The organism is Mesorhizobium temperatum (genome assembly GCF_002284575.1).
GTDB lineage: Bacteria > Pseudomonadota > Alphaproteobacteria > Rhizobiales > Rhizobiaceae > Mesorhizobium > Mesorhizobium temperatum.
Window position 1 is genome coordinate 237,603 of the sequence record NZ_NPKJ01000068.1, and the last position, 26,374, is coordinate 263,976.

A 26,374-nucleotide genomic window follows, 5' to 3' on the forward strand; every position below is an offset into this window, starting at 1 on the left:
TTCCCATGCAGCCGACGCGACGTTACGGTCGATCGACAGGCTTTTGGTCCCTCCGAAACAACCCCCAGGATAGCAGATGTTCGCAGGCAAAAAATTCGCAGCCTTCCTGTTCGACATGGACGGAACGGTGGTCAATTCGATTGCCGCGGCAGAAAGGGTCTGGGCAGATTGGGCACGACGGCAAGGTCTCGACGTTGCCGCATTCCTGCCGACGATCCACGGCGTGCGGGCAATTGAGACAATCGCGCGGCTGGCGCTTCCAGGCGTCGACCCGATGCGCGAAGCCGATGCGCTTCTGCAGGCCGAGGCGGCCGATATCGACGGCATCCTTCCGATCGCCGGCGCAGCGGCATTTCTGGCGTCGCTGCCGCCCGAGCGTTGGGCCATCGTCACTTCGGCGCCGCGCGAGCTGGCTCTCCTGCGCATCGCCGCCGCCGGCATCCCGCTTCCCGCCATCCTTATCGCGGCCGAGGACGTTTCCCGCGGCAAGCCGGCGCCGGATTGCTTCCGACTGGCGGCCGAGCGGCTGGGCGTCGATGCGCGCGACTGCCTCGTTTTCGAAGATGCGCCCGCCGGCATATCGGCGGCCGAGGCCGCAGGAGCTACGGTCGTGGTGATCAGCGCCACCCACCAGCATCCGTTGCAAACGCCGCATGCTGCGATCGCCTCTTATGCCGGGCTAGGCATCACGGTCGACGACCGCGGTTGGATTGTCCTCGCGGCGGAGCGGGCTGCGGCTTAAGGTATGTTGAGATTCAGGTCAGGCCGAGCCGAGAATAGTCGGTTCCGAGAGCCGGAACGGAGCGGACTTTCAGGTCCGTGAGTACCGGAAGCGCAGGAATCCGCTATTCGCAGGCCGGCATCACCTGGATATCAACATACCCTTAGAAATCGCTGGTCAAGCCCTTCACTTCCCAGTCGCCATAGCGGCCGGGCTCCTTGCCGCCACGGCCGCCGATCTCCTGGGGCATCGCGGCTTCCTGCTGGCGATAGTGTTCGCGCCGTGCTTCCGCTTCCGCCAAAGCGCGGCGGGCTGCCGGCGTCAGCGTCTTTTGCGGCGCATCGTGGCCGGGACCGGCAGTTGTTTCACTGATTTCGCCTGTTTTACTGGCTTCGTCGATCATGCGATATTCCCGGCCGATTGAAACGGGCCCGGATTGAAACAGGGCCACACGTTTCCCATCATATAGCGATGAGCCGACAGGGATCGACCCCTTTTACGCAGCGCCGGCAGAAACGGAGCAGACAATGAACACACTTCGCACCGCCATGCTTTTGGCAGCGATGACCGCGCTGTTCATGGGCGTCGGCTATCTGATCGGCGGATCGGGCGGCATGGTGATCGCCTTGCTGATTGCCGCCGCCATGAACCTGTTCAGCTATTGGAACGCCGACAAGATGGTGCTGGCGATGAACCGCGCCGTCGAGGTCGACGAAAGGAACGCGCCGGAATATTACGCCATCGTGCAGAGCCTCGCCAGGCAGGCCGGGCTGCCGATGCCGAAAACCTATCTGATCGACAACCCGCAGCCCAACGCCTTCGCCACCGGCCGCAACCCGCAGAATGCTGCGGTCGCCGCCACCACCGGATTGCTGCAGCAACTATCGCACGAAGAGGTCGCGGCTGTCATGGCGCATGAACTCGCCCATGTGCAGCACCGCGACACGCTGACCATGACAATCGTCGCCACGCTTGCCGGCGCGATCTCGATGCTCGGCAATTTCGCCTTCTTTTTCGGCGGCAACCGCGACAACAACAATTCTCTCGGTATTATCGGTGTGCTGGTGGCGATGATTGTAGCGCCGTTTGCCGCCATGATCGTGCAGATGGCGATCAGCCGTACCCGCGAATACGAGGCCGACCGGCGCGGCGCCGAGATCTGTGGACAGCCGCTTTGGCTTGCCTCGGCCCTTGACAAGATCGCCCGTGGCGCCGAACGCATCCGCAACCCGGATGCCGAACGCAATCCGGCGACCGCCCACCTCTTCATCATCAATCCTCTTTCCGGCGAGCGCATGGACAGCCTGTTTTCCACCCACCCGAGCACCGACAACCGCATCGCCGCCCTGCAAGCGATGGCGCAGGACATGGCCGGTGGCGCATCCGCCTCCGCGCGGCCGCAAACGCCGATGCCGCGGCAGGCCGACGAACAGCGGCCATCGGGCCCGTGGGAGAAAGCTGAGCAGCCGGCTGAACCGGCCAGGCCGAAATCCAATCCCTGGGGCCGCAATCCGACCGGATCATCCAAAGGCCCGTGGTCGTGAGTGGCGCGACGCGCCGACACGGAACTTCAGGCGATCGTGAAGACAATGCAATGAGCCCCGGCGAGCCCGTTGCCGGTCTCGCCGCGCGCAAGGCGGCTGCCCGGCTGCTCGCCGCCGTCATCGATGCCAAAACGCCGCTTGACGGGCTGACCGACCACGAGAACGGCCATCCGCAGTACAAGGCGCTCGACCTGCGCGACCGGGCGCTGGTGCGCGCCATACTGGTCACTGCGCTGCGCTTCCGCGTGACCATATCTGGGTTGCTGGCCCGCCGCCTGGAAAAGCCGTTGCCGCACAATGCCACCGTGCTTTCGCACATTCTGCATGTGGCGGCGGCGCAGATCCTGTTCCTGGACATTCCCGACAGCGCCGCCGTCGACCTTGCCGTGACCCACGCCAAGTCCGATCCGCGCACAGTGCGCTTCTCCGGTCTCGTCAACGGCGTGCTGCGCACGCTGGCGCGGTCCAAGCAGGCCGAGATGGCTGCGGCGCTTGCCGCCACCGACGAAGCGCCGAGATGGTTTTCCGACCGCCTGAAAGCCGCCTATGGCGTCGACAAGGCCAGGCAAATTCTCGCGGCCCATCGGCACGAGGCGCCGGTCGATTTCACCGTCAAGTCAGATCCTGCGCTGTGGGCCGAGCGGCTCGGCGGCATCGTGCTGCCGACCGGCACGGTGCGCGTGGAAAAGCTCAGCGCCTCCGTTACCGAACTGCCCGGATTCGAAGACGGCGCCTGGTGGGTTCAGGATGCCGCCGCCAGCCTTCCGGCCCGGCTCTTCGGCGACATCAGAGGTTTGCGCGTCGCCGACCTCTGCGCCGCCCCTGGCGGCAAGACCGCTCAGCTCATTCTCGGCGGCGCCAAGGTCACCGCCGTCGATACCTCGAAGAGCCGATTGGCGCGGCTCTCGCAGAATCTCGAACGGCTCGGTCTGTCCGCAGAGATCGTCCAGGCCGATCTGCTCAAATACGAGCCGGAACAACTGTTCGACGCCGTTCTTCTCGATGCACCGTGCTCTTCGACCGGCACGGTGCGGCGGCACCCCGACGTGCCCTGGACGAAGACGACGGCGGACATCGAAAAGCTCGCCGATCTGCAGCGAAGGCTGCTCGCCCGCGCCGTCACTCTGGTCAAGCCCGGCGGGCGCGTCGTCTTTTCCAACTGTTCGCTCGACCCGCTCGAAGGCGAGGCGCTTCACCGCGCCTTCCTCGCCGGGACGGCTGATATCGTCGACGACCCGGTCCGCCCGGGCGAGATCGCCGGCATCGATCCCTTCCTGACGCCGCAAGGCACGCTGCGCACCACGCCCGCCGATCTCGAGCTCGGCTCACCGGAACGGTCCGGCCTGGACGGCTTCTTCGCCGCCCGCATGCGCAGAGCCGGCTAACGCTGAAAATTTGTCGAGTATTTTAGCAAGAATCCTGCGGAAAACAGGCTGAACGCCAAGGCCTCCATGGAATTCGCCTTCGCATAAGTTCTTGAATCATATAACTTGTCTTTGGGTTGAGGGGTATGAGGAGGGCTTTTGGCGATCGCTGCCGGCAGCACGACGCGTCTATGGACGCTTGTCGCGAAGGAGTTCTGGCGCAAGACGCGCCGGCGCCTGCGTGCCGGGCCGCTCTATCGCTGGCGCTACTCCGGCCGGACGCCGGAACGCGTGTTGATCGCTCCGCCAGACCTGCGCCTGGCCGACCCGCAGATTGCGCTCGAGATCTACTATGGCCGCTATCCGCTGTCGGGACATATGGTCGAGACCGGCGGCAAGTCGCCCTTCCAGATCGCCGTGTCCAATCCCGGCTGGCAAAAGGCCCTGCACGGCTTTCGCTGGCTGCGCCATATGCGCGCCGCCGGCACCGAGCTTGCCGCCGCCAATGCCCGGGCGCTGGTCTCCGACTGGATCGCCATGCATGGCAGCAATATTGCCGGTGTCGCCTGGGAGCCTGGCACGACGGCCAAGCGCGTCATTGCCTGGCTGCAGCATTCCTCGGTGGTGCTGCAGGGCGCTGAATTTCCCTTCTACCGGGCCTTCCTGAAATCGCTTGCCATGCAGATCCGCTATCTCAGGGCGATGGCACGCGAGATGCCGAACGGCAAGGACAGGCTGCGCGCCCGCATCGCGCTGGCTTTTGCCGCTCTGTCGCTGCCAGCGCCGGCATCGGCGCTGCGCGGTGCGACCCGCAACCTCGCCGATGAGCTCGATCGCCAGATTCTGCCGGATGGCGGCCATGTTTCCCGCAATCCGATAACCGTTCTTGAAATCCTCGCCGACCTTCTGCCGCTGCGCCAGACCTATGCCAATCAAGCCGAAACTCCGCCGGCGGCGCTGATGGGCGCCATCGACCGTATGCTGCCGGCGCTGCGCTTCTTTCGCCACCAGGACGGCAGCGTCGCCCGCTTCAATGGCATGGGCGCGACCATCCACGACCGCATCGCCACCATTCTGCGCCACGACGACACCGCCGGCGCGCCGTTGCTGCACGCGCCGCATTCAGGCTACGAGCGCCTCTCAATGGGCGGCGTCACCGTGATCGCCGATACCGGCCCGCCGCCCCCAATCGACGTCTCCAACGCGGCGCACGCCGGATGCCTGGCTTTCGAATTGTCCTCCGGCCGCCAGCATTATGTCGTCAATGCCGGCGTCGACACCTATGGCGCCGCCGAATTTCGGCCGCTTGCCCGCGCCACGGCCGCCCACTCGACCGCCACCCTCAACGACACTTCCTCGGCGCGTTTCAGCCATTCGCTGCGCGTCAACGATCTGCTCGGCACGCCGTTGATCGGCGGCCCGCAGCATGTGCCTTGCAAGCGCACCGACCAGCAGGGTAGCCAGGGTTTTCTGGCCCGTCACGACGGCTATGTCGCGCGCTTCGGCCTGCTGCATGAGCGCGAGCTGAAATTGTCGACGAACGGCAATGTGCTCGCCGGCAGGGATCGCTTTCTGCGGCCGGGCAATGCTGCGATCCGCAACAACGGCCGCGATTTCGTCACGGTGCGCTTCCATATCCATCCCGCCATAGGCCTGCTCCAGGACGAGCACGGCCGCCTGGTGCTGACCGCCGAACAGGCCGACACATGGGTGTTCACCTGCGCCGAGGTGGCGCCCGAGGTCGAGGAATCCATCTATTTCGCTGGCCTTGGCGGCCCGCGCCGCAGCCGACAGATCGTGCTGGCCTTTAGGGCATCGGAGGTTTCCGAAGTCCACTGGCAACTGACGCGGACGGCCATCGCCGGTCATTCGGCAAAAAGCTGAGACTGCAGTTGGCAGCGGCGAATGGTCCGGGCCTGGAGCAAAGGATGCTGTAGCGCATCGGCCCGAAAATCGGAATCGATTTTCGGAAAGCACGATGCGTAGATCAAAAAGTGTTAGAGCGTACTCTGTGCGTCCAAGTGGACGCACGTCGCTCAAACGGCTTGATTTCCAGGCCTCATGTGCTACGGCGCGCGGACACTTTCCCAACCAGCCGTGAAAGGCCGCCAGCCCATGGCCGTCGCCGCCAAGAACATTCCCGCGCCCGACCTCGTTCCCGTTCGTCGCGCGCTGATTTCCGTTTTCGACAAGACCGGGCTCATCGATTTCGCCAGGGCGCTGGCCGCGGCCGGTGTCGAGCTGGTCTCCACCGGCGGCACGGCAAAGGCGATCGCTGAGGCAGGCATGGTCGTGCGCGATGTCTCCGATCTTACCGGCTTTCCCGAGATCATGGACGGCCGCGTCAAGACGCTGCATCCGTCCGTGCATGGCGCGCTGCTCGGCGTGCGCGACGATCCCGAACACGCCGCGGCGATGCGCGATCATGGCATCGAGCCTATCGATCTCGTCGTCTCCAATCTCTACCCTTTCGAGGATGTCCGCCGCTCCGGCGCCGCTTACGCCTCGATCGTCGAGAACATCGACATAGGCGGCCCGGCGATGATCCGCGCCTCGGCCAAGAACCACGCCTATGTCGCCATCGTCACCGATCCCGAGGACTATGCCTCGGTGCTCAACGCACTGGAGATGAATTTCGGCTCGCTCTCGCTGGATTTCCGCAAGAAGCTGGCGGCCAAGGCCTTCGCCCGCACCGCCACCTATGATGCGGCGATTTCCGGCTGGTTCGCCGAAGCGCTGGAGATCGAGCATCCCACCTGGCGCGCCTTCGGCGGCAGGCTGGACCAGGTGATGCGCTACGGCGAGAACCCGCACCAAAGCGCCGGCTTCTACGTCGACGGCGACAAGCGGCCGGGCGTCGCGACGGCGCGCCAGCTTCAGGGCAAGCAGCTTTCCTACAACAACATCAACGACACCGACGCCGCCTTCGAACTGGTCGGCGAGTTCGATCCGGCCCGCTCCGCCGCCGTCGCCATCATCAAGCATGCCAACCCGTGCGGGGTCGCCGAAGGCGCCTCGCTGAAGGCGGCCTACGCCAAGGCGCTTGCCTGCGATCCGGTGTCGGCCTTTGGCGGCATTGTCGCGATGAACCGGATCCTCGATGCCGAGGCCGCAGAGGAGATCGTCAAAACCTTCACCGAGGTCATCATCGCGCCGGGCGCCTCGGAAGAAGCTATCCGCATCGTCGCCGTCAAGAAGAACCTGCGTCTGCTGGTCACCGGCGGCCTGCCCGATCCGCGCGCCGCCGGTACCACCGTCAAATCCGTTTCCGGCGGATTGCTCGTCCAGGGCCGTGACAACGCGGTGGTCGATGACCTCGACCTGAAAGTGGTGACCAGGCGCGCGCCGACGCCTGCCGAGATGGCCGATCTCAAATTCGCTTTTCGCATCGCCAAGCACGTCAAGTCGAACGCCATCGTCTATGTCAGAGATGGCGCTACGGTCGGCATCGGCGCCGGCCAGATGAGCCGGGTCGATTCCTCACGCATCGCTGCGCGCAAGGCGCTCGACGCGGCCGAGGCTGCCGGTCTGGCCGTGCCACTGACCAAGGGTTCTGTTGTCGCGTCCGACGCGTTCTTTCCCTTCGCCGACGGGCTTTTGTCTGCGATCGAAGCCGGTGCTACCGCCGTCATCCAGCCGGGCGGCTCGATGCGCGACGACGATGTCATCGCCGCCGCCGACGCCCACGGCATCGCCATGGTATTTACCGGCGTGAGGCATTTCAGGCATTGATCAGTTATCCTTCTCCCCTTCTTGTGGGAGAAGGAAGGAAGAGGCTACTCCGCCTGCCGATTGTCCGCCGGATAAGGCGTGCGGATCAGGATCGCCATGCCGATAGCCAGGAACAGGATGATAGCCGCCATGCCGAGGCGCGCCGATCCGCTGGCGGCGGTGATGGTCGCCACCATGAATGGGGCGAGGAAACTCGTAGCCCGTCCGGCCAGCGCATAGATGCCGAAATAGCGTCCCGACTCGGCTGGGGTGACGCTGCGCGCCATGTAGGAGCGTGACGACGCCTGCACCGGTCCGAAGGCCAGTCCGATCAGCAAGCCGTAAAGAATGTAGGCCTTTTCCGCCGCCGTGCCGAACATGCCGCCCGAATCGACGGTGGACAGCGGCAGCGCTCCGAACAGCGTGAAGCCTGGCCCGGTCGAGACGATGCCGATAGTAGCGACCGACAACATGACAAGCGCGATCATGACCACACCCTTGGAGCCGAGCACCGTGTCGAGACGGGCGGCAACCAGACAGCCGATGATGGCAACGACATTGAGGATGATACCGAACAGGCCGATCTCGGTGATCGACCAGTGGAACATCGCCGCCGCAAAGGCACCGCCCAGCGTAAGCAACGCAATGACGCCGTCTTGATAGATCATGCGGGCGACGAGAAAGCGGAAGATGCCGCTGCGCTGGCGCACTTCAGCCAGCGTCGATTTAAGTTCCGACAGCCCCTCGCGCACCGCCGGGCCAAGGGGAATGCCCTTCACCGCATCCGGTGTGAAAAAGAACATTGGCAGGATGAACAGGAGATACCAGGCCGCCGACAGGGGCCCTGTCGCCCGCGCGTCCTCGCCGAGTTTCGGATCGAGCCCGAGGACCGGGTCGAGGCCGAGGATCGTCTTGCCGGTTTCCGGCGAACCGGCCATGAATAAGACCACGAAGATCAGCGCGATCATGCCGCCGAGATAGCCAAGGCCCATCGCGATGTTGGAGATGCGGCCGATCTCGCTCTTCGGCATCAGGCGCGGCATCATCGAATCGTTGAACACCGTCGAGAATTCCGCCGCTACCGAAGCCAGCGAGAAGAACAGCACGACCAGGAAAACGTTCGAACCGGGGGCGGCGAACCACAGCATGCACAGGCTGGCGATCTGGATCACTGCGAAAAAGCCGATCCAAGGTTTGCGCGGGCCGGTCTGGTCGGCGATCGAGCCGAGGATCGGCGACAGCACAGCTATGACTAGTCCAGCGGCGGCAATGCCATAGCCCCAGGCTGCCTGGCCCATGACTGGATCGCTTGCCATACGCGAGACGAAATAGGGGCCGAAGATAAAAGTGGTGATGACCGTGAAGAGCGGCTGTGCCGCCCAGTCGAACAGCATCCATCCCCAGATGCCGCGTCCCGACGTCCGCTGCACTGCTATTTCGGCCATATGCCCTCCCACGAACGGTACCCCGAACCAGGAAACCGCTTCGCTCTATAGCGCAGTTCTTGCCGGCAATCCCGCGCGATGTGGAAAACCGTCACAGCGCCGTCAGGTCGCTGATCAGCCCCGATGCCACCGACAGCCGCGACACGGTGATGTCGCCGCCCTCGGTCAGCGCCTGCAGCCGCTCGCGGATGCGCCCGACCCTCTCGCCGCCGGCCTCCAGCCACGCCGCCACCGGGTCCGCCGCCTTGGCATGGCCGGTGAGCGCCGCCACCGCGATGCCGCGCCTGGCCGCGCCGATTGTATCGGTGGCGCGGGAAAGAGCCAATTGATCGTAGTAGTCGGACGGCGCGATTCCGCGCGCCGCGTCCTCGACGCGCGGAATACGGAAGGCATCGCTGACCGCGAAAAACGCCTTCGCAGCGACGACGATGTCGGCATTCGCCGTTCGGGCCGTCAGCGCAATGTCAGGGACGACGCCCGCCACATCGGTCAGCGCCAGCTGTTCTGCCAGCTTTTCGGGCGCGCCACCCTTGGACAGACCATGCCGCCGCTCCTCGATCCGCTCGCGCGAGAAGGTCGGCAGCAGCGAAACGAGCTTCGGCTCCAGTGCCTTGCGCGCGTCCAGCAACTCGGCGATCCGTTGGCCGAGCGGTGCGGTGCTGGTATCGTTCTTGAGATACCAGCCTGTGGCCACATAGGTGAGCCGGCTAACGGTCTGATAGAGGTCGAGCTGCACCTGTCCGTCGATCTGGTTGTCGAGCGCGTCGATCTGGCGATAGAGCGCTGGCAACCCAAACCCGTCGCGAACCACGGCGAAGGTCCGGACCACGTCGGCCGCGCTGCGGCCGGTCGCTTCCTGCAGCCTGTTGACGAAGGATGGGCCGCCGCGATTAACCAGATCGTTGGCGACGACACGGGCGATGATTTCGCGGCGCAGGCGATGGCCATGGATCTCGGCCGCGTATTTCTTCGCCATACGGTCCGGAAAATAGCCCATCAGGTCACGGTCGAAATGCGGATCGTCCGGCACGTCGCTGGCGACGATGTCGGAAAACAGCACGATCTTGGCATAGGCCAACAGCACGCCGAGCTCGGCCCTGGTCAACGGCTCGCCGCGCGCCTCGCGCTCGGCAAGGGCTGCCGGCGACGGCAGAGCTTCGACATTGCGGTCGAGCAGGCCGCGCGCCTCGAGCGCTGCCATGAAACGGCTCTGATGGGCGATGTCGGCAAGGCAGCGCTTGCGGGCAAGGGACAGCGCCAGCGTCTGCTCGTAATTGTTGGACAGCACCAGCGCGCTCACCTCGTCGGTCATCTCGGCAAGAAGCTTGTTGCGCGCTGGGCGGGTCAGCGCCCCCTTGCGCATGGCGGAAGCCAGCGCGATCTTGATGTTGACCTCGACATCGGAGCAGTTGACGCCACCCGAATTGTCGATGGCGTCGGAATTGCAGCGCCCGCCATTCAGCCCGAACTCGATGCGGGCCCGCTGCGTCACGCCGAGATTGGCGCCTTCGCCGATGACTTTGGCTCGCACTTCGAGCGCGGTTACCCGAATAGCATCGTTGGCGCGGTCGCCGACATCCTGGTTGGTTTCCGTCGATGCCCTGAGATACGTGCCGATGCCGCCGAACCATAAAAGGTCGACCGGCGCCTTGAGGATGGCATTCATGATCTCGACCGGCGAGGCGGTCGTCTTGCCGAGGCCGATCGCCGCGGCCGCGGCCGGCGGCAGCGTGATCGACTTCTGGCTGCGCGAGACGATGACGCCGCCTTCGGACAGTTTTGTCTTGTCGTAGTCCTGCCAGCTCGAACGGGCGAGGGCGAACATGCGCCGGCGCTCGGCCATCGAAGCCGCCATGTCTGGAGCGGGATCGATGAAGATGTCGCGATGGTCGAAGGCGGCGATCAGCCGGGTCTGCTCGGACAGCAGCATGCCGTTGCCGAACACGTCGCCTGACATGTCGCCAACACCGACGACGGTGAAGGGCGTGGTCTGGATATCGCGGTTCATCTCGCGGAAATGCCGCTTGACTGCTTCCCAGGCGCCCTTGGCGGTGATGCCCATCTTCTTATGGTCGTAGCCGGCCGAGCCGCCGCTGGCGAAAGCGTCGTCGAGCCAGAAGCCATGCTTCTCGCTGATGGCGTTGGCGGTGTCGGAGAAGGTCGCCGTGCCTTTGTCGGCGGCAACGACGAAATAGGGATCGTCCTGGTCACGCCTGATCACACCGGCTGGCGGAATGACGCTGTCCAGGCCGATATTGTCGGTGATCGACAACAGGCTGGAGACGTAATTCTTGTAGGCAGACGCGCCGGCTTCGAAGATGGCGTCGCGGCCGGCGCCCATCGGCAGCTTCTTCGGATAGAAGCCGCCCTTGGCGCCGACCGGCACGATCACCGCGTTCTTGACCTGCTGCGCCTTGACCAGGCCGAGCACCTCGGTGCGGTAGTCCTGGGCGCGGTCCGACCAGCGCAGGCCGCCGCGGGCGACCGGGCCGAAGCGCAGATGCACGCCCTCGACCTCGGAACCGTAGACGAAGATCTCCCGCCACGGCCGCGGCGCCGGCAGACCGTCGACCGCCTGCGAGTCGAGCTTGATCGCCAGCGACTGGCCCTTCTCCTTCGTATCGGCAACGAAATGATTGGAGCGTAGCGAGGCTTCGATCAGGTTGAGGTAACGACGGATGATGGTATCGTCATCGATGTTGGGAACCTCTTCCAACGCATCCCTGATCTTGGCCTTGAGGTGCTTGGCCGCGACCACCCCTTCCGTCTCCGCCGTCGGTCCGAGGCGGGCGACGAACAGCTCATGCAGGCCACGCGCTATCTCCGGATAGCGGTTGAGCGCGGCGGCAAGGAAATCCTGGCTCTGCGGGATCCCGGCCTGCTGCAGATAGCGGCCATAGGCACGCAGGATGGTGACCTCGCTCGACCACAGCCCGGCGGTCTGGGCAAGGCCGTTATAGCCGTCATTGTCGATGTCGCCGCGCCAGACGGAAAGAAACGCGTCCTCGAACAGCGCGCCGCGGTCGCCAAGGTCGATCGGCTTGCCGTAGCTGTTTTCGAGCTCCATGTCATGGATGAAGACCATGCCGGAAGCCTCGTCGCCGACCTCGAAGGTGCGCTCGCTGATCACGCGGAAACCGATGTTCTCCAGCACCGGCACCCGCCGCGACAGCGCCACCGGGCTGCCATGGTGATAGATCTTCAGCGCCGCCTGATGCGGTTCCTGGTTGGCATGACGGTAGTAGTCGATGGCGATCGGATTGGCCGCGCTGATCTTGGCGATGCGTCCGGCATCGGCCAACGCCTCCGCCGGCGAGAAGCTGTCGCGATAGCTTCCCGAGAAGCGCGAGGCGATCGCCGTGAGCGCCGCATCGGCGCCGGTCTCGGCCGCGGTCTCGCGCAAAATGTCGTCCCAGGTCCGCACGATGGCGCGGATCGCTGCCTCGATCGTCGCCTGGTCGACCTTCGGCGTCCTGCCGCCGGAACGGCCGATGATGAAATGGACACGAGCCAGCCCGCCTTCCGGAAAGGCGGGGTAGTAGGCCGACAGCCGGCCTTGGAACACCGTCTTCAGATAGGTGCCGATCTTCTCGCGTACGACGCTGTCGTAGCGGTCGCGCGGCACGAAGACGAGGATCGAGACGAAGCGGTCGAACTGATCGGCGCGCACCAGCGCTCTGACGCGCGGCCGCTCGATCAGCCCCAAAATGGCTTCGGCGTGCTTGCGCAGGATCGGCACCGGAACCTGGAACAGCTCGTCGCGCGGATAGCTCTCCAGCACGTTGATCAGTGCCTTGCCGGAGTGATCTTCAGGGTTGAAACCGGATTTGGCGATGATGGTTTCGGCTTTCGACCTGAGATAAGGGATCTTCATCACCGAGCGCGTGTAGGCAGTCGAGGTGAACAGGCCGACAATGCGCAGCTCGCCGGCAAGCACGCCCTTGGCGGTGTACGTCTTGACGCCGATGTAATCGAGATAGATGCGGCGGTGCACCGACGATTTGGCATTGGCCTTGGTGACGATCAGCGGTTCCGGCCCGTGCAGGAAGGCGCGGATTTCCGGCGTCGTCGACACCGCTTCGGTGCCGCGCCGCAGCACCAGCACGTCGGGATCGGAGAGGATGCCGAGGCCGGGCTTGTCGGTGCGCTCCAGCATGCCGCTCTTCTCGCCGCCGGTGTATTTGAACTCGCGCATGCCGAGGAAGGTGAAATTGTCGTCGCGCAGCCATTCGAGAAAGGCGATCGCTTCAGTGACATGGGCCTTGTCGAGCGGCACCGGAGCGTAGCGGAACTCCGAGATTGCCTGGTCGAGGCGGGCCAGCATCGGCTTCCAGTCGGTGACAGCGGCGCGCACCTGGCCTAATATTTTCTTCAGCCGCTCGGCCAATGCGTCGGCCTGATCGGCCGAAAGACGGGCGATATGGACGTGGATGACGCTCAGCCGCTCATGACTGTGATCGCCCTTGGCAAAGCCGCCATCGCCGAGGATTTCGTCGACGCCGCTCTTGCCGTGCCTGACGACGATGACCGGGTGAGTAACCAGCAGCGGTTCGCCGGCGCTCTCGGTGATCTCGCCGAGGATGGAATCGAACAGGAACGGCATGTTGTCGTTGACGACGGTGATCACCGTCATCGGCCTGCCCTGGCGGACGACACCGGAATCGACCTCTATGGCGACGACGCAATCGCCCTTCTTGTGCCTGGCGACGGCGCGTCCGGCGAGATCGGCTGCGCGTTCGAGGGCGGTGACCTCATAGGCGGCGACATCTTCGGCCGGCGCACGGGCCAGCAGGTAATCGGCAAGCCTGCCGGGTTTCTCGCTGCCCTTGGCCGTGCTCATCTTTTTCAACTGGCTTGCAGATTTCAGGCCGGCCATGTCGCTAATCCCTCCCGTCATATGTTTTGCGACTATGGTAGCAGATGACCGATATTTGGCGACAAAGGTTTGACCGCTTGCGACGAAATGTCGGGATTCGCCGGTGGGTCACCGAAAATGAGGAGAAAATCCGCCATGAAAGACAAGATCACCGCACTTGACCTCGCGCCCGCGGAACTGAGCGAAGCGACGAAGGCCTATTTCGCCAAATGCGAGGAGAAGCTCGGCCTCGTTCCCAATGTGCTTTTGGCCTACGCTTTCGACGAGACGAAGCTGCGTGCCTTCACCGATATGTACAACGATCTGATGCTGGGCCAATCCGGCCTGTCGAAGCTGGAGCGCGAGATGATCGCGGTCGCCGTCTCCTCCATCAATCATTGCTATTATTGCCTCGCCGCCCATGGCGCGGCGGTGCGCCAGCTTTCCGGCGACCCGGCCTTTGGCGAGATGATGGTGATGAACTTCCGCGCCGCCGACCTTTCCGCGAGACAGAAGCCGATGCTTGAATTCGCGGTGAAGCTGACCGAGCAGCCGGACAAGATCGTCGAGGCCGATCGTGCAGCGCTGCGTGAGGCCGGCTTTTCGGATCGCGACATCTGGGACATCGCCTCGACCGCCGCCTTCTTCAACATGTCGAACCGGGTGGCGGCGGCGGTCGACATGCGGCCGAACGATGAATACCACGCGATGGCAAGGTGACGGGATGACAGTAGACACGTCGCGCAAGTGGTGGGTGGGCAGCGAGCCGAGCGATATTGCGGAATTCCTGAAAGCCTACGCCTCCGAAGGAGCTGAAGTCGACGAGTTCCGGCTTGCCCGATGCGGATGCGGATCGACGTCGTTTCTCCTTGATGCCTGACGATGAAGGCGTGGCGCGGCGAACATCCACGGTCTGTGCGACCGAACATTTTATCTGCGACAGTCAGGACTACTGGGACGAATCCGAGCCGGAACGCCTGGTGTGCATCGAATGCGAATCCGAAGTCGCAAATGTCGGCGTCGGGTTTTCTATTTATCCAGCACGTGGTGGCGTTCGCTGGCTTTATGTCGGGTATCGATGCTCGGCTTGTGGCGTATTGGGATGTTTCGCCGGTTGGAAGGTGGGCACTTTGGATAGCATGATCCTATTGGACAACGTCTAGTGACTACGTCGAATATTAGTTGTCGCTCATTCTCGTTGCGTCTTTGCCGGTTTGGTCCGATGATCGCTCTGCGGCGTGACCGCATGCCGGTTGATGCCGCCGATCAACGGAGGAGAACATGGCGAAATTTCTCTATGTGTATCACGGCTCGGGCAAGATGCCGACCGAGGAGGCCGAACGGCAAGCAGCGATGGATGCCTGGAACGGATGGTACGGCAAGCTTGGCGCGGCCGTGGTCGACGGTGGCAATCCGGTCGGCATGTCGAAGACCGTGCTGCCCGGCGGTAAGGTCGAGAACAATGGCGGCAGCAATCCGACCGCCGGTTACACAATCATCGAAGCGAAAGATATCGACGATGCCGTCGATAAGGCCAAGGACTGTCCTATCCTGAAGGACCCGGGTTTCAGTGTCGAGATCGCGCCGATAATCGAAATGGGTTGACGCACCGGCTCAGGATCGAGCCGCGATCGCCGCTGCGGCGCCGGCCATGGTGCCGGCGCTGACACGGTTGGCGATCTTCATCGCCCGCTTGCTCTTCAGCAGTTTTCGCGCCTGCGCTGCCGCAAGCACCCAGGCCAGATCGATGGCGACCAGAACCACGGCCATGGTCAGCGTCAGCTCGATCCAGCCGACGACCGTCACCGAGGCGAGATCGATGATGGTCGGCAGCAGCGCCAGGTAGAACATCATGATCTTGGGATTGCCGAGCGTCACCGCCATGCCGGCAAAGAACAGTTTGACGGCCGACTCCTCGCGCGGCATCTCGCCCTCGCGCGCCTCGACCGGGGCCGTCCACATCTTCCAGGCGAGGTAGGCGAGATAGGCGACGCCGACCCATTTCAGCACGACGAAGGCGAGATGGAAGGTCTGCGCCACCACCGCCAGCCCGAACACCGCCAGTGACAGCCAGATGCCCTCGCCGATCCACATGGCGAGCAGGAATGGGAATACGTCGCGAAAGCCCTTTGCGATGACCCGCGCCACCAGAGCGGCGATCGAGGGGCCGGGCGAGCCAGCGGCGACGAAAAGGGCGGCGGCGAAGATCAGAAGCGAGGTGAAGTGCATGACCGGGATCTTTGCTCGGGACGTTGATCGCTCGATTGTAGCGCAAGTGTTCCACCGGCGGTAGCACCGATCAAGGAAGAGGCTTACCGGCTCGACACCTCGCGGCTAGAACTTCCATCCCGACACAATTTCGAGCTTCACTTTGCCTACGTAACCGCCGGTCTCGTCAACTCCCCCGACACAATGCATGGCGCCGCTTTTCGCGACGTCTGTTTCATATCATGTGTTCCTCAGGGTGGCGGTTCGAGACCGGTTTGGCACTGCTGAACCGCTGTCGCGCACAATCCCCCGCGACACCTGATTTCCGACCACCGCAGCCTCTCGCCACGCCGTGCCCGCATGGGCATCTCGACATCGCCGATCTGACGAACTTCCCGACGGGAAGGGCTTTTCGGCATGTCTTCTATACTGCGTATCCGCTGGGCGATCGCGCCCAAAACCGCACCTCGACCTCACATCAACTGCAATCGCTGCGGCGGCCTGAAGCCTTACCACTGCCGCGGGAAATTCCGCGTCAACGCCAACGGCAAACGCATCGACGCGTGGCTGATCTACCGATGCATCGATTGCGACAATTCCTGGAATTTCGGCATTCTGGAGCGGTGCAACCGCCGCGAGATCGAGCCTGCGTTGCTGCAGGCACTCGAAAGCAACGACCCGGCCCTGGCGCGGCGCCATGCATTCGATGTTGTCGCACTGCGAAGCAGGATCGGACGCGTCGAGGAATTTCCCGAAGCCGCCGTCCACAAGGAGATGCTCGGCGACAGGCCGGAAAACATCGCCGCTCTCGAGCTCCAGCTCGGGCTTGAGGTGCCGACAGCGCTGCGGCTCGACCGGTTGCTCGCCAGCGAACTCGGCATCTCGCGATCGCGGCTTCAGGCCTGGGCAGAGAAGCGATCGCTGGTCGTTGGTCCGGACGGGGCCAAAGCCTTGCGCAAGCCGGCCCGAGCGGGAACGGCGATCCGCATCGATCTGGCCGGTGAGCCCGATCGCGACGGCATTATCGCGGCTGCCGGCGGGCAAAGTAAAAAGGGAGGGAGCACGCGCGTGCTCCCTCCCTCATAACCGCTGAGAAGAAAAGGCTTACGCGGCGCCGACCACTTTGGCCGACTTCTCAAAACGCTTGCGCTCGTTCGGATCGAGATAGAGCTTGCGCAGCCGGATGGTCTTCGGCGTCACCTCGACCAGTTCGTCGTCCTGGATCCAGGCCAGCGCGCGTTCCAGCGTCATGCGGATCGGCGGCGTCAGCTTCACCGCCTCGTCCTTGCCGGCGGCGCGGATGTTGGTCAGCTTCTTGCCCTTCAGCACGTTCACTTCGAGGTCGTTGTCGCGTGAATGGATGCCGATGATCATGCCCTGATAGACCTTGACGCCCGGATCGATGACCATCGGACCTCGGTCTTCCAGGTTCCACATGGCATAAGCCACCGATTCACCCTGTTCGTTGGAGATCAGCACGCCGTTGGTGCGGCCCGGCAGCTCACCCTTATAGGGTTCGTAGGCATGGAACAGCCGATTCATGACAGCGGTGCCGCGCGTGTCGGTCAGCAGTTCCGACTGGTAGCCGATCAGGCCGCGCGTCGGAGCGTGGAAAACGATGCGCTGGCGGTTGCCGCCTGACGGGCGCAATTCGACCATCTCGGCCTTGCGCTCCGACATCTTCTGCACGACGACGCCGGCATGCTCCTCGTCGACGTCGATAACGACTTCCTCGACCGGCTCGAGCAATTCGCCGTTTTCGCCCTGCTGCATGACGACGCGCGGACGCGACACGGCGATCTCAAAACCTTCGCGGCGCATCGTCTCGATCAGAACGGCAAGCTGCAATTCGCCGCGGCCGGAGACGAAGAACGAGTCCTTGTCCGGCGATTCCTCGATCTTCAGCGCGACATTGCCTTCGGCCTCGCGCAGCAGGCGGTCGCGAATGACACGGCTGGTCACCTTGTCGCCCTCGGTGCCGGCCAGCGGGCTATCGTTGACGAGGAACGACATCGTCACGGTCGGCGGATCGATCGGCTGCGCATGCAGCGGCTCGGTCACCGACGCGTCGCAGAACGTGTCGGCGACAGTGCCCTTCGACAGGCCGGCAATGGCGACGATGTCGCCCGCCTGCGCCTCGTCGATCGGCTGGCGCTCGAGCCCGCGGAAAGCCAGGATCTTCGAGATGCGGCCGGTTTCGACCTGGGTGCCGTCATGATGCAGCACCTTGACCGCCTGGTTGGATTTCAGCGTGCCGGATTCGATGCGGCCGGTGATGATGCGGCCAAGGAACGGATTGGCTTCCAGGATGGTGCCGATCATCCGGAACGGGCCGGGATGGACGGTCGGCGCCGGCACATGCTTGATGACGAGATCGAACAGCGGCGCCAGACCCTGGTCCTTCGGACCTTCGGGGTTTTCCGAGACCCAGCCGTCGCGGCCCGAGCCGTAAAGGATCGGGAAGTCGAGCTGCTCGTCGGTCGCATCGAGCGCCGCAAACAGGTCGAACACTTCGTTGACCACCTCGACGTGGCGGGCATCCGGCCGGTCGATCTTGTTGATGACGACGATCGGCTTCAATCCGACCTTGAGCGCCTTGCCGACGACAAACTTGGTCTGTGGCATCGGCCCTTCGGCGGCGTCGACCAGCACGATGGCCGAATCCACCATCGACAGGATGCGCTCGACTTCACCGCCGAAATCGGCGTGGCCGGGAGTGTCGACGATGTTGATGCGGGTGTCCTTCCAGTCGACCGAAGTCGCCTTGGCCAGGATGGTGATGCCGCGTTCCTTTTCCAAGTCGTTCGAATCCATGGCGCGTTCGGCAACGCGCTGGTTGTCGCGGAACGAGCCGGACTGTTTCAGGAGCTGGTCGACGAGGGTGGTTTTTCCATGGTCGACGTGCGCGATGATCGCGATATTACGAATTTTCATGTTGTGGTCTCGGGAGCGTTGCAGGCAGCAGGCCAAAAGGCGCTGCCTCTTTCGGTTGGGCGGCTCATACAGGGTTTTTCGCAATTGCGAAAGAGGAGGCGTGCCACCAAATACATGGTCACCAAATCTTAAGCGTCTTGGTGTGAAATGGAGTTATTAACCAAAGCGGAACCTTTCGCGGTCGGGACAGTTCAAATTTCATGAGCAATACGGGCATCAAATACCGGCCAATCGCATGGGCTGCCCTCGCCGTCCTCCTTGCGGCAGGCGCGGCACAATCGGCCGCGTCGTTGAAGGACACACGGCCTGCCCTGCCGTCCGACACACGAACGGCGGAGCAGTTGTTTGCCGATGCTCCCGATGGCGTCGACCCGGTGGTGACCGGGCCGGTTAGTGCCGCCTTCAAGCAGAGGCAGGAGGCTGCCAACTGCGACAGCGCTGTTTGGCCCAAAATTCCCACCGTTTGCTATCCAGATTAGGGCTGCTTTCGGCACATTGTTGAAAAGATCGGATCGGCCCTTCCTGAAATCTTGCCAACGCCGGCGCGGCCCCTCATCCGCCTGCCGGCACCTTCTCCCCGTAAACGGGGAGAAGCCCGCTGCGCGAAATGTCGGCTCTCCTTCTGCAACGTTCGCGATTAGCGAAATCTTCGATGCGGGCCACTTTCTCCCCGTTTACGGGGAGAAATGCCCGGCAGGGCAATCAGGGGCAGCACGACGTCACCCAGGCTTGATACAAGGTGACCCAGTCCCCTCACGCCGACTGCACCGGATCGAGCGTGACCTTGTAGAGTTCATTGTCGTCGCGATCCATCAGCCGCACCGTCATCTGTTCAGAGGCGCCGTCGATGTCGACAAGGCCGAAGAACTGCAGGCCGGCCGAGGGTGGCAGGTTCTGCCCCTGCTCGGCGGTTGGCGCCTTGATGAATTTCAGCTCCGGGCCGAAGGTCATGTCGAAATCATTGGGTCCATACGTACCGGCATGGAGCGGACCAGAGACGAATTCCCAGAACGGATTGAAGTCCTGGAACTGCGCCTTATCAGGATTGTAGTAATGCGCCGCCGTGTAGTGCACGTCGGCGGTCAGCCAGACGGTGTTGGTGATACCGGCATTCTTTATATAGCGAAGGAGGTCGGCAATTTCCAGCTCGCGGCCCTTGGCCGGGCCATTGTCGCCATTGCTGATGGCCTCGGCGCCGGCCTTCTTGGTGGCGTCGTTCCAGACGACGAGACCGAGCGGCATGTCGGCGGCGATGATTTTCCAGGTCGCGTTGGAGGTTGCCAGTTCGCGCTTCAGCCACTTCGTCTGCTGTTCGCCGAGGATGCGCGATTGCGACGTCACCGTATCCTGCATGCCGGGGCCGTTGGCGCCGCGATAGGAACGCATGTCGAGGAAGAACACTTCGAGCAGCGGCCCGTAGGCGATCTTGCGATAGACGCGCCCCGGTTCCGACGGCTCGTAGCGGATCGTCGTCATCTCGTGGAAGGCGCGCGCGGCGCGTGCCGCCAGCACATGGATGTTTTTTTCCGAGTAGCGGTCGTCGGCGCTCAGGTCCTTCGAATCCGACCAGTTGTTCACCACCTCGTGGTCGTCCCACTGGTAGAAGGTCGGGCAGATGGCGTTGAGCCCCAGCACATGTCCGTCCATCAAATTGTACTTCCACTGGCCGCGGTACTCGTCCAGCGTCTCGGCAACCTTGCGCTTTTCGTCGATGAGGACGTTGTTCTTCCACTTGCTGCCACCGGGAAGGTCGACCTCGTCCTTCATCGGGCCATCGGCATAGATGGTGTCGCCGGAATGCAGGAAGAAGTCGGGCGTATGCTTGCCGATCGTGGCGTAGGTCTTCATGCCGGTGTCGTCGATGCCCCAGCCCTGGCCGGCGGTATCGCCCGACCAAGCGAACCGGATATCACGCTTCGAGGCCGGTGCCGTGCGGAAGCGGCCGACGATCGGCTCGGAGACGGCGTTGATGTCGGCGAGATCGGCCGCGATCATGCGGTAGAAGATGTCCTGGTCGGAGGCGAGGTCGGTGAGCAGCCGCTTTACCGTGTAATCGCTGGCCGGCGACGTATCGAGCGGCGCAAGGCGCAAGGCGTTGGCGAAATTCTCCGTCGACGACACTTCGAACATGACACGCGAAGGGCGGTCGGTGCGAGTCCACACCACGCCGCTGGTTGCGTCGACATCGCCCGACTGGATGCCATGGGTGAAGGCGGGCCGCTGATTGGCGCGCGAATAATAGGGAAGCGCGAGGCCCGATACGCCGACGAGGCCGGCGGCGCTCACGGACGTGACGAAGGCGCGCCGGGTCATCGAAATCTTGTTCATGGCTGTCTCCTGGATGGCGTTGAACGGCGCCGCCAAGGTCCAGCCTCAATGTTTCAGGCACATCTCGAAACCATGAAGGTTTTCTGACGATCAACAGGCTGGCGAATCTCCCCCCTCGAGGGGGAGATGTCGCCGAAGGCGACAGAGGGGGTCGTCTCGCGTGGAGCGCCGACCTCCTGTATCTGCGATAAGGGGCCGAGCCCGGTCGGACCGACCCCCTCTGGCCGCTTCGCGGCCATCTCCCCCTCAAGGGGGAGATTAGCGCTCAGCCGTCACAGCTCAAGCCGCCTGCGGTTCCGGCTCGAAGGCCGGACGGCTGGTGTTGATCAACAGCGAGATGCAGGCTGCGGCTATTGCCGTCATGCCGGCGATGAGGAAGGCAAGTTCGTAATTGCCCTGCAATTCACGCATGGTGCCGCCGAAGAAAGCGGCCGCCGCCGCACCCACCTGATGGCCGGCGACGATCCAGCCGAAGACGATCGGCCCGCTGCGGTCGCCGAACGCCTCGTTCGACAGCCTGAGCGTCGGCGGCACGGTGGCGATCCAGTCCAATCCGTAGAGCACGGCGAAGATGATCAGGCTGGTCGACGAAAAGCCGGAATAAGGCAGATAGATCAGCGACAAGCCGCGGATGCCATAATAGACGCCGAGCAGCTTGCGCGGGTCGAAACGGTCGGTGAGCCAGCCCGACAGCGTCGTGCCGATCAGGTCGAAGATGCCCATCAGCGACAGCAGGCCGGCGGCTTGCACTTGGCCGATGCCCATATCGCCGCAAAACGCGATCAGGTGCGTGCCGACCAGTCCATTGGTGGTGAAGCCGCAGATGAAGAAGGTGGCGAACAGATACCAGAACACGCGCGTGCCGACGGCACGGCGCAGCGTGCTGAACGTGTGCGTGAGAAAATTGCCCTGCGAGGCCGGTGGAACCGGCGGCACGTCGTCGGCGTCAGCACCATAGCGCACCATGCCGATCGAAGCCGGACGCTCCGGCACCAGCAGCCAGACCAGCGGCACCAGGCAGGCGGTGGCGGCCGCAATGGCGATGGCGACAGGCTTCCAGCCGCCCGACTGGGCGAGCGCGGCGAGCAGCGGCAGGAACACCAGCAGGCCGGTGGCTGCGGAGGCCGACATCAGGCCCATCACCAGGCCGCGATTGGTCTTGAACCAGCGATTGACGATGGTGGCACCGAGCACCGTGGCGACCGCGCCGGAACCGACGCCCGAGAATACGCCCCAGGTGAGAAGCAGGTGCCAGGGCTCGGTCATCAACAGGCTGAGCGCCGTCGAACCCGACATCACCACCAGTGACGCCAGCAGCGTGCGGCGCAGCCCGATCCGCTCCATCAGTGCCGCGGCAAACGGCCCGGTCAGGCCGTAGAGGAAGATGCCGATGGCCGCGGCGAGCGAGACGACGTCGCGCCGCCAGCCGAAACTCTCCTCCAGCGGCAGCATCATGACGGCCGGCGCCGACCGCAGGCCCGCCGCAATCAGCAGGCACAGGAAAATGACGGCGACCACGACGAAAGCGTAGCGCTGGCCAAACGGGCGGGATTGGACTATCATGTTACTGACCGGTACGTTGCTATTGCACCGAGGTATACGTACCGATCGGTAACATTGTCAAGCAGGCAACACCGTGTCGAGAATCAAAAGCATTGAACCAGCGATCAAAGCGGATGAAGTAGTCCCGCCCCGCGCCGGCGAAAAAATCCTTCGCGTTGCCCGCGACCTGTTCTACCGGCAAGGCATCAGGGCGATCGGCGTCGACGAGATCGTGCGGCGTGCCGGCGTCACCAAGCCCAGCCTCTATCGCAGCTTTCCCTCCAAGGACGAATTGGCCGCCTCCTATCTGCGGCAATACGACCTCGAGTTCTGGGCCCGCTTTGACGAGGCGGTGGCTGCCCATCCCGGCGATCCGCGCGCGCAGATCGCCGCCTTCCTGACCCGCATCGGCAAACGCACGCAAAAACCCGACTATCGCGGCTGCGGCATGACCAACGCGGCCGTCGAATATCCCGAACGTGGCCACCCGGCCCGCGTCGTGAGCGAGGCCAACAAGCAGGAATTGCGCCGACGCCTGCGCGCCATGGCGGCGGCGATGGGTGCCGGCGACGCCGATACGCTGGGCGACGGGCTGCTGCTCCTGATCGAAGGCGCCTATATCACTGGCCAGCTGTTCGGTGCCGGCGGACCGGCGAAGTCTGTGGCACGCAACGCCGACCTGCTGATCGAAGCGAGCTTGAAGAAATAGCGTTTAACGATACCGTGCGGCAGCCCCGAAACGGAGTTGTTCGCGATGCGTCGCCTTGTTCTGATCCCGCTTGCCCTCGCCGGCCTCTGCCAGGCCGCCCAGGCCGGTGACATTTCCAGCACCTACACCGATCTCGACGGGAAGAAGGACTGCGTGACCTATGCGCAGGCGGAGGAAGGCGACGGCGACTGGGCCAGTCTTGTTTGCTCGGGCTATCGCGGCTACCCGGTACTGATTTCCTACGACGATGCCCGGGAATCGCTGTTCTATGGTTTTCCGCCCAGCGACATGACCGCGGTCTGGGAAAGTTTTATCGGACTTAATTCGGCTGCACCCAAACTCGAGTGGCGCATTGAGACGAACGGCGATCTCGCCATTCCTTTCGCTGTCATCCACCGTCGCTCGATCAGCAATCCCGAGGGGGAGAACAAACCGACCGAGGTGCTGATCGTCGCCAAGGTCGCCCAGCCGGAGAACTATGAGGGCTGCACCGTCGGCCTGGTGCTGGCCACCGGCAATCCGGCGGCCAACGACGAGGCGCGCAAGCTCGCCGACGAGAAAGCGCGGACCTTTGCCTGCGGCAAGGGCAAGCGCGTGGTGATCGGCAACACGCCCGATTTCGGCCGTGTCGATAATTAGGAGCGCGCATTGAAACGACCTCAGCGCGTCAATCAAGTATCGTCGGTCCGCGCTGCCCCTCATTGCCCTGCCGGGCATTTCTCCCCGTATAGTGACGGGGAGAAAGACGCCGCCATGAATGGTTTCGCCAATTACCAGCGTTGCTGAATGGGCGCCAAGGTCGAGGTCAGCGGGCTTCTCCCCGTTCACGGGGAGAAGGTGCCGGCAGGCGGATGAGGGGCGGCGCTACGCCAGGAGTTTGCTCGCAAACTTCAGGCGTTCGGCTACTTGTTTGCCTTGGCCCGCTCGATCGCCTCGACGATCATCTTCTTGGCGTAGGCGGCGTCGTGCCAGCCCTCGATCTTGACCCATTTGCCGGGTTCGAGATCCTTGTAGTGCTCGAAGAAATGCTGCACCTGCTGGCGGGTGATGTCGGGCAGGTGCGTGTATTCGGTGACGTTCTCGTAGCGCAGCGTCAGCTTGGGCGAAGGCACCGCGATGATCTTTTCGTCCAGACCGGAATTATCCTCCATCACCAGCACGCCGATCGGCCGCACATTGATGACGCAGCCCGGCACCAGCGCGCGCGTGTTGCAGACCAGCACGTCGATCGGGTCGCCGTCACCCGACAACGTGTGCGGCACGAAGCCGTAATTTCCGGGATAGCGCATCGAGGTGTGCAGGAAGCGGTCGACGAACAGCGTGCCGGCCTCCTTGTCCATCTCGTACTTGATCGGCTCGCCGCCGATCGGCACCTCGATGATGACGTTGATGTCCTCCGGCGGGTTCTTTCCGATGGCGATGGCTTCGATACGCATGGCTTTTGTCCCTCTTTCGATTGGAGACCGATAGCGGGCAGCGGCGCATGGTGCAATGCGGCGAATGGTACTGAGGACATCATGACTTCGTCATCCCAGGGCGGAGCGAACGCGAAGCGGAGCGCAGACCCTGGGATCCATTCCGTGAAATCAGCCGAAGAATGCAGCGGCGCAGAATGAAAGCCGCGATCCTCTCCGCCCTGTTCGGCATCAGAGGTTCTGCACCGTCGCTACGCTCTAAAGTTACGGCATGGATCCCAGGGTCTCCGCGACGTCGCTTCGCTCCTGCTCCGCCCTGGGATGACGAGGCTAAGTCATTCCCAGACGAAGGCGACCTTCTTCAGAGCCTTCTGCTCGAAGACCTCGACGCCCTCGGCGACGTCGCGGCCGCCGGCGCCGGCATAGAAGGTGAGCGCGCTCTGGTTGTCCTCCAACGCCCACACCACCATGCCTTTCAGCCCGTGGTCTGCCAGTCGCGCCCGTGCGGCCGAGAATAGCCGGCTGCCGAGCCCGATGCCCTGATATTCCGGGCGCACGTAAAGTTCGTAGATCTCGCCCTGCTGCTTGAGCTCGCGGGCGCGGTTCTTGCCGATCGTGGCGTAGCCGGCGACCTTGCCGCCGATCTCGACGACCAGAACGGTGGCGGCACGACGGATGGCGTTCGCCCACCAGTCGGCGCCGCGGCGATTGATCATCGATGTCAGCGTGCGATGCGGGATGATGCCGGAGTAGGCGCCGCGCCAGGCCAGCAGGTGCACGTCGGCGATGGCGCTTGCGTCGCGCGGCTCGGCTTTCCTGATGTCGATGCTCAGCGTCTTCATGATTGGTTAACCATAAACCCGCATCGCCCGATTGCAAGAGTCCGGTCAGCGGCTCCCAAGCTTTCGCACAGACGATAGACGTGCCGTTGAATGCTGAAAGAAGCCGTTCGTAACGACTCAGATTTCGACCAGATGGTCGTCCAGCTCGTTGGCGTCGCCGGTAGAAACCGGGAAATGCTCGGCCAGCACCGCACCCGTCGCTTCGATCGCCTTGATGAAGCCATCGGCGAGACGATCGTCGCGGGCATGCGCGGTAAGGTCGCGGACGACGCCGTCCCAGACATCCTGGCCGACACGGCTGTCGATGCCGCTGTCGGCGATCACTTCGGCGTAGTGTTCGGCAATCGAAACGAAGACCAGCACGCCGGTGCGCGCCGTGGTGCGATGGACGTTGTGGGCGAGGAACTGCTTTATCGCATTGCCATGCGCGGCCTGGTAACGCAGCCGTCTCGGCACCAGGTGGATGCGCAAGCCGGGCAGCGCCCACAACAGGACAAGCACCGAGGCCAGCGCCAGAAGCTGCGCAATAACGAAATGCGGCACGCGGATCGACAGCCACCACGCTTCCAGCCCGTAACTGACGGCGAGGCTGACAACGAGCATGGCCAGCGTCGCCATGAAGGCCGCCGGAAAGAAATAGCCGTCGCTGGCATGGGCCACCACGCAGTAGATTTCGCCATCGGTTTGTGATTCGGCAGCGCGGATCGCTTTGGCGATGCGGTCATGATCCTCGGGGCTGATCGGTCGTGTTGCCAT

The 26,374-nt window shown here is 63.6% G+C and carries 22 protein-coding genes; 12 read left to right on the plus strand and 10 right to left on the minus strand.

From position 1 onward, the window contains the following. Positions 1-76 precede the first annotated feature (76 nt). The gene (locus tag CIT26_RS27540; protein WP_095495476.1) at positions 77-742 is read left to right on the plus strand and encodes an HAD-IA family hydrolase; all 666 of its coding nucleotides are present in this window, start codon (positions 77-79) and stop codon (positions 740-742) included. 142 nt (positions 743-884) lie between these two features. Here CIT26_RS27540 and CIT26_RS27545 read toward each other — a convergent pair whose 3' ends face one another. After that, positions 885-1,124, minus strand: coding sequence for a DUF1674 domain-containing protein (locus CIT26_RS27545; RefSeq protein WP_095495477.1), 240 nt, complete (start codon positions 1,122-1,124; stop codon positions 885-887). Between the two features lie 124 nt (positions 1,125-1,248). Between CIT26_RS27545 and htpX the strand changes: the two genes are divergently transcribed. The 4 genes from htpX to purH all read left to right on the plus strand — a co-directional run bounded on the left by htpX (position 1,249) and on the right by purH (position 7,361). Continuing rightward, positions 1,249-2,265: a zinc metalloprotease HtpX gene (gene htpX, locus CIT26_RS27550; RefSeq protein WP_095495478.1), complete on the plus strand. Its 1,017-nt coding sequence runs from the start codon at positions 1,249-1,251 to the stop codon at positions 2,263-2,265. 50 nt (positions 2,266-2,315) lie between these two features. Continuing rightward, positions 2,316-3,650: an RsmB/NOP family class I SAM-dependent RNA methyltransferase gene (locus CIT26_RS27555; protein ID WP_167391547.1), complete on the plus strand. Its 1,335-nt coding sequence runs from the start codon at positions 2,316-2,318 to the stop codon at positions 3,648-3,650. Positions 3,651-3,788: 138 nt separating this feature from the next. Further along, the gene (locus tag CIT26_RS27560; protein WP_095495480.1) at positions 3,789-5,513 is read left to right on the plus strand and encodes a heparinase II/III family protein; all 1,725 of its coding nucleotides are present in this window, start codon (positions 3,789-3,791) and stop codon (positions 5,511-5,513) included. Between the two features lie 231 nt (positions 5,514-5,744). Then, positions 5,745-7,361: a bifunctional phosphoribosylaminoimidazolecarboxamide formyltransferase/IMP cyclohydrolase gene (purH, locus tag CIT26_RS27565; RefSeq protein WP_095495481.1), complete on the plus strand. Its 1,617-nt coding sequence runs from the start codon at positions 5,745-5,747 to the stop codon at positions 7,359-7,361. 44 nt (positions 7,362-7,405) lie between these two features. Here purH and CIT26_RS27570 read toward each other — a convergent pair whose 3' ends face one another. Both CIT26_RS27570 and CIT26_RS27575 read right to left on the minus strand, forming a co-directional pair. Further along, on the minus strand, positions 7,406-8,785 hold the full coding sequence (locus CIT26_RS27570) for an MFS transporter (protein ID WP_095495482.1): 1,380 nt from the start codon (positions 8,783-8,785) through the stop codon (positions 7,406-7,408). Between the two features lie 91 nt (positions 8,786-8,876). Continuing rightward, positions 8,877-13,661, minus strand: coding sequence for an NAD-glutamate dehydrogenase (locus CIT26_RS27575; RefSeq protein ID WP_095495483.1), 4,785 nt, complete (start codon positions 13,659-13,661; stop codon positions 8,877-8,879). Between the two features lie 135 nt (positions 13,662-13,796). On the opposite strand from CIT26_RS27575, the gene CIT26_RS27580 reads away from it, so the two are divergent. The 3 genes from CIT26_RS27580 (at position 13,797) to CIT26_RS27590 (ending at position 15,245) form a co-directional block, all read left to right on the plus strand. Next, complete coding sequence (locus CIT26_RS27580) at positions 13,797-14,360, plus strand: peroxidase-related enzyme (protein ID WP_095495484.1); 564 nt, start codon at positions 13,797-13,799, stop codon at positions 14,358-14,360. A gap of 113 nt (positions 14,361-14,473) precedes the next feature. Then, the gene (locus tag CIT26_RS27585; protein WP_206072821.1) at positions 14,474-14,803 is read left to right on the plus strand and encodes a hypothetical protein; all 330 of its coding nucleotides are present in this window, start codon (positions 14,474-14,476) and stop codon (positions 14,801-14,803) included. 118 nt (positions 14,804-14,921) lie between these two features. Beyond that, positions 14,922-15,245, plus strand: a complete 324-nt coding sequence (locus CIT26_RS27590) for a YciI family protein (protein ID WP_095495485.1) — start codon at positions 14,922-14,924, stop codon at positions 15,243-15,245. Between the two features lie 9 nt (positions 15,246-15,254). Here CIT26_RS27590 and CIT26_RS27595 read toward each other — a convergent pair whose 3' ends face one another. Further along, positions 15,255-15,869: a LysE family translocator gene (locus CIT26_RS27595; protein WP_095495486.1), complete on the minus strand. Its 615-nt coding sequence runs from the start codon at positions 15,867-15,869 to the stop codon at positions 15,255-15,257. A gap of 396 nt (positions 15,870-16,265) precedes the next feature. Here CIT26_RS27595 and CIT26_RS27600 point away from each other — a divergent pair, with 396 nt between their 5' ends. Further along, a complete protein-coding gene (locus CIT26_RS27600) occupies positions 16,266-16,934 on the plus strand; it encodes a DUF1062 domain-containing protein (RefSeq protein ID WP_095495487.1) in 669 nt (222 codons plus the stop codon). 18 nt (positions 16,935-16,952) lie between these two features. Here CIT26_RS27600 and typA read toward each other — a convergent pair whose 3' ends face one another. Next, positions 16,953-18,782: a translational GTPase TypA gene (gene typA / locus CIT26_RS27605; protein WP_095495488.1), complete on the minus strand. Its 1,830-nt coding sequence runs from the start codon at positions 18,780-18,782 to the stop codon at positions 16,953-16,955. A gap of 200 nt (positions 18,783-18,982) precedes the next feature. On the opposite strand from typA, the gene CIT26_RS27610 reads away from it, so the two are divergent. Beyond that, a complete protein-coding gene (locus CIT26_RS27610; protein WP_095495489.1) occupies positions 18,983-19,261 on the plus strand; it encodes a hypothetical protein in 279 nt (92 codons plus the stop codon). A gap of 274 nt (positions 19,262-19,535) precedes the next feature. Here CIT26_RS27610 and CIT26_RS27615 read toward each other — a convergent pair whose 3' ends face one another. Continuing rightward, complete coding sequence (locus CIT26_RS27615; RefSeq protein ID WP_095495774.1) at positions 19,536-21,110, minus strand: alkaline phosphatase D family protein; 1,575 nt, start codon at positions 21,108-21,110, stop codon at positions 19,536-19,538. Positions 21,111-21,389: 279 nt separating this feature from the next. Beyond that, on the minus strand, positions 21,390-22,673 hold the full coding sequence (locus CIT26_RS27625; RefSeq protein WP_095495491.1) for an MFS transporter: 1,284 nt from the start codon (positions 22,671-22,673) through the stop codon (positions 21,390-21,392). Between the two features lie 82 nt (positions 22,674-22,755). Here CIT26_RS27625 and CIT26_RS27630 point away from each other — a divergent pair, with 82 nt between their 5' ends. Together CIT26_RS27630 and CIT26_RS27635 are read left to right on the plus strand one after the other, a co-directional pair. Further along, positions 22,756-23,361 (plus strand): TetR/AcrR family transcriptional regulator, encoded by a 606-nt coding sequence (locus tag CIT26_RS27630; RefSeq protein WP_206072825.1) that lies wholly within the window; start codon positions 22,756-22,758, stop codon positions 23,359-23,361. Positions 23,362-23,406: 45 nt separating this feature from the next. Beyond that, on the plus strand, positions 23,407-24,000 hold the full coding sequence (locus CIT26_RS27635; RefSeq protein ID WP_095495775.1) for a hypothetical protein: 594 nt from the start codon (positions 23,407-23,409) through the stop codon (positions 23,998-24,000). Between the two features lie 263 nt (positions 24,001-24,263). Here the strand turns inward: CIT26_RS27635 and ppa are convergent, their stop codons facing one another. The 3 genes from ppa to CIT26_RS27655 all read right to left on the minus strand — a co-directional run bounded on the left by ppa (position 24,264) and on the right by CIT26_RS27655 (position 26,374). Then, on the minus strand, positions 24,264-24,797 hold the full coding sequence (gene ppa, locus CIT26_RS27645; protein ID WP_095495493.1) for an inorganic diphosphatase: 534 nt from the start codon (positions 24,795-24,797) through the stop codon (positions 24,264-24,266). 314 nt (positions 24,798-25,111) lie between these two features. Continuing rightward, positions 25,112-25,618 (minus strand): GNAT family N-acetyltransferase, encoded by a 507-nt coding sequence (locus CIT26_RS27650; RefSeq protein ID WP_095495494.1) that lies wholly within the window; start codon positions 25,616-25,618, stop codon positions 25,112-25,114. A gap of 117 nt (positions 25,619-25,735) precedes the next feature. After that, the gene (locus tag CIT26_RS27655; protein ID WP_095495495.1) at positions 25,736-26,374 is read right to left on the minus strand and encodes a TPM domain-containing protein; all 639 of its coding nucleotides are present in this window, start codon (positions 26,372-26,374) and stop codon (positions 25,736-25,738) included.

Bases quoted from the DNA above. Each gene is read 5' to 3' on its own strand.
- CIT26_RS27625 (WP_095495491.1), bottom strand. From the start codon at position 22,673: ATGATAGTCCAATCCCGCCCGTTTGGCCAGCGCTACGCTTTCGTCGTG.
- CIT26_RS27650 (WP_095495494.1), bottom strand. From the start codon at position 25,618: ATGAAGACGCTGAGCATCGACATCAGGAAAGCCGAGCCGCGCGACGCA.
- CIT26_RS27555 (WP_167391547.1), top strand. From the start codon at position 2,316: ATGAGCCCCGGCGAGCCCGTTGCCGGTCTCGCCGCGCGCAAGGCGGCT.
- CIT26_RS27595 (WP_095495486.1), bottom strand. From the start codon at position 15,869: ATGCACTTCACCTCGCTTCTGATCTTCGCCGCCGCCCTTTTCGTCGCC.
- CIT26_RS27600 (WP_095495487.1), top strand. From the start codon at position 16,266: ATGTCTTCTATACTGCGTATCCGCTGGGCGATCGCGCCCAAAACCGCA.
- CIT26_RS27575 (WP_095495483.1), bottom strand. From the start codon at position 13,661: ATGGCCGGCCTGAAATCTGCAAGCCAGTTGAAAAAGATGAGCACGGCC.
- CIT26_RS27545 (WP_095495477.1), bottom strand. From the start codon at position 1,124: ATGATCGACGAAGCCAGTAAAACAGGCGAAATCAGTGAAACAACTGCC.
- CIT26_RS27590 (WP_095495485.1), top strand. From the start codon at position 14,922: ATGGCGAAATTTCTCTATGTGTATCACGGCTCGGGCAAGATGCCGACC.
- ppa (WP_095495493.1), bottom strand. From the start codon at position 24,797: ATGCGTATCGAAGCCATCGCCATCGGAAAGAACCCGCCGGAGGACATC.
- CIT26_RS27610 (WP_095495489.1), top strand. From the start codon at position 18,983: ATGAGCAATACGGGCATCAAATACCGGCCAATCGCATGGGCTGCCCTC.
- typA (WP_095495488.1), bottom strand. From the start codon at position 18,782: ATGAAAATTCGTAATATCGCGATCATCGCGCACGTCGACCATGGAAAA.
- CIT26_RS27580 (WP_095495484.1), top strand. From the start codon at position 13,797: ATGAAAGACAAGATCACCGCACTTGACCTCGCGCCCGCGGAACTGAGC.
- CIT26_RS27540 (WP_095495476.1), top strand. From the start codon at position 77: ATGTTCGCAGGCAAAAAATTCGCAGCCTTCCTGTTCGACATGGACGGA.
- CIT26_RS27655 (WP_095495495.1), bottom strand. From the start codon at position 26,374: ATGGCAACACGACCGATCAGCCCCGAGGATCATGACCGCATCGCCAAA.
- CIT26_RS27570 (WP_095495482.1), bottom strand. From the start codon at position 8,785: ATGGCCGAAATAGCAGTGCAGCGGACGTCGGGACGCGGCATCTGGGGA.
- htpX (WP_095495478.1), top strand. From the start codon at position 1,249: ATGAACACACTTCGCACCGCCATGCTTTTGGCAGCGATGACCGCGCTG.
- CIT26_RS27615 (WP_095495774.1), bottom strand. From the start codon at position 21,110: ATGAACAAGATTTCGATGACCCGGCGCGCCTTCGTCACGTCCGTGAGC.
- purH (WP_095495481.1), top strand. From the start codon at position 5,745: ATGGCCGTCGCCGCCAAGAACATTCCCGCGCCCGACCTCGTTCCCGTT.
- CIT26_RS27635 (WP_095495775.1), top strand. From the start codon at position 23,407: ATGCGTCGCCTTGTTCTGATCCCGCTTGCCCTCGCCGGCCTCTGCCAG.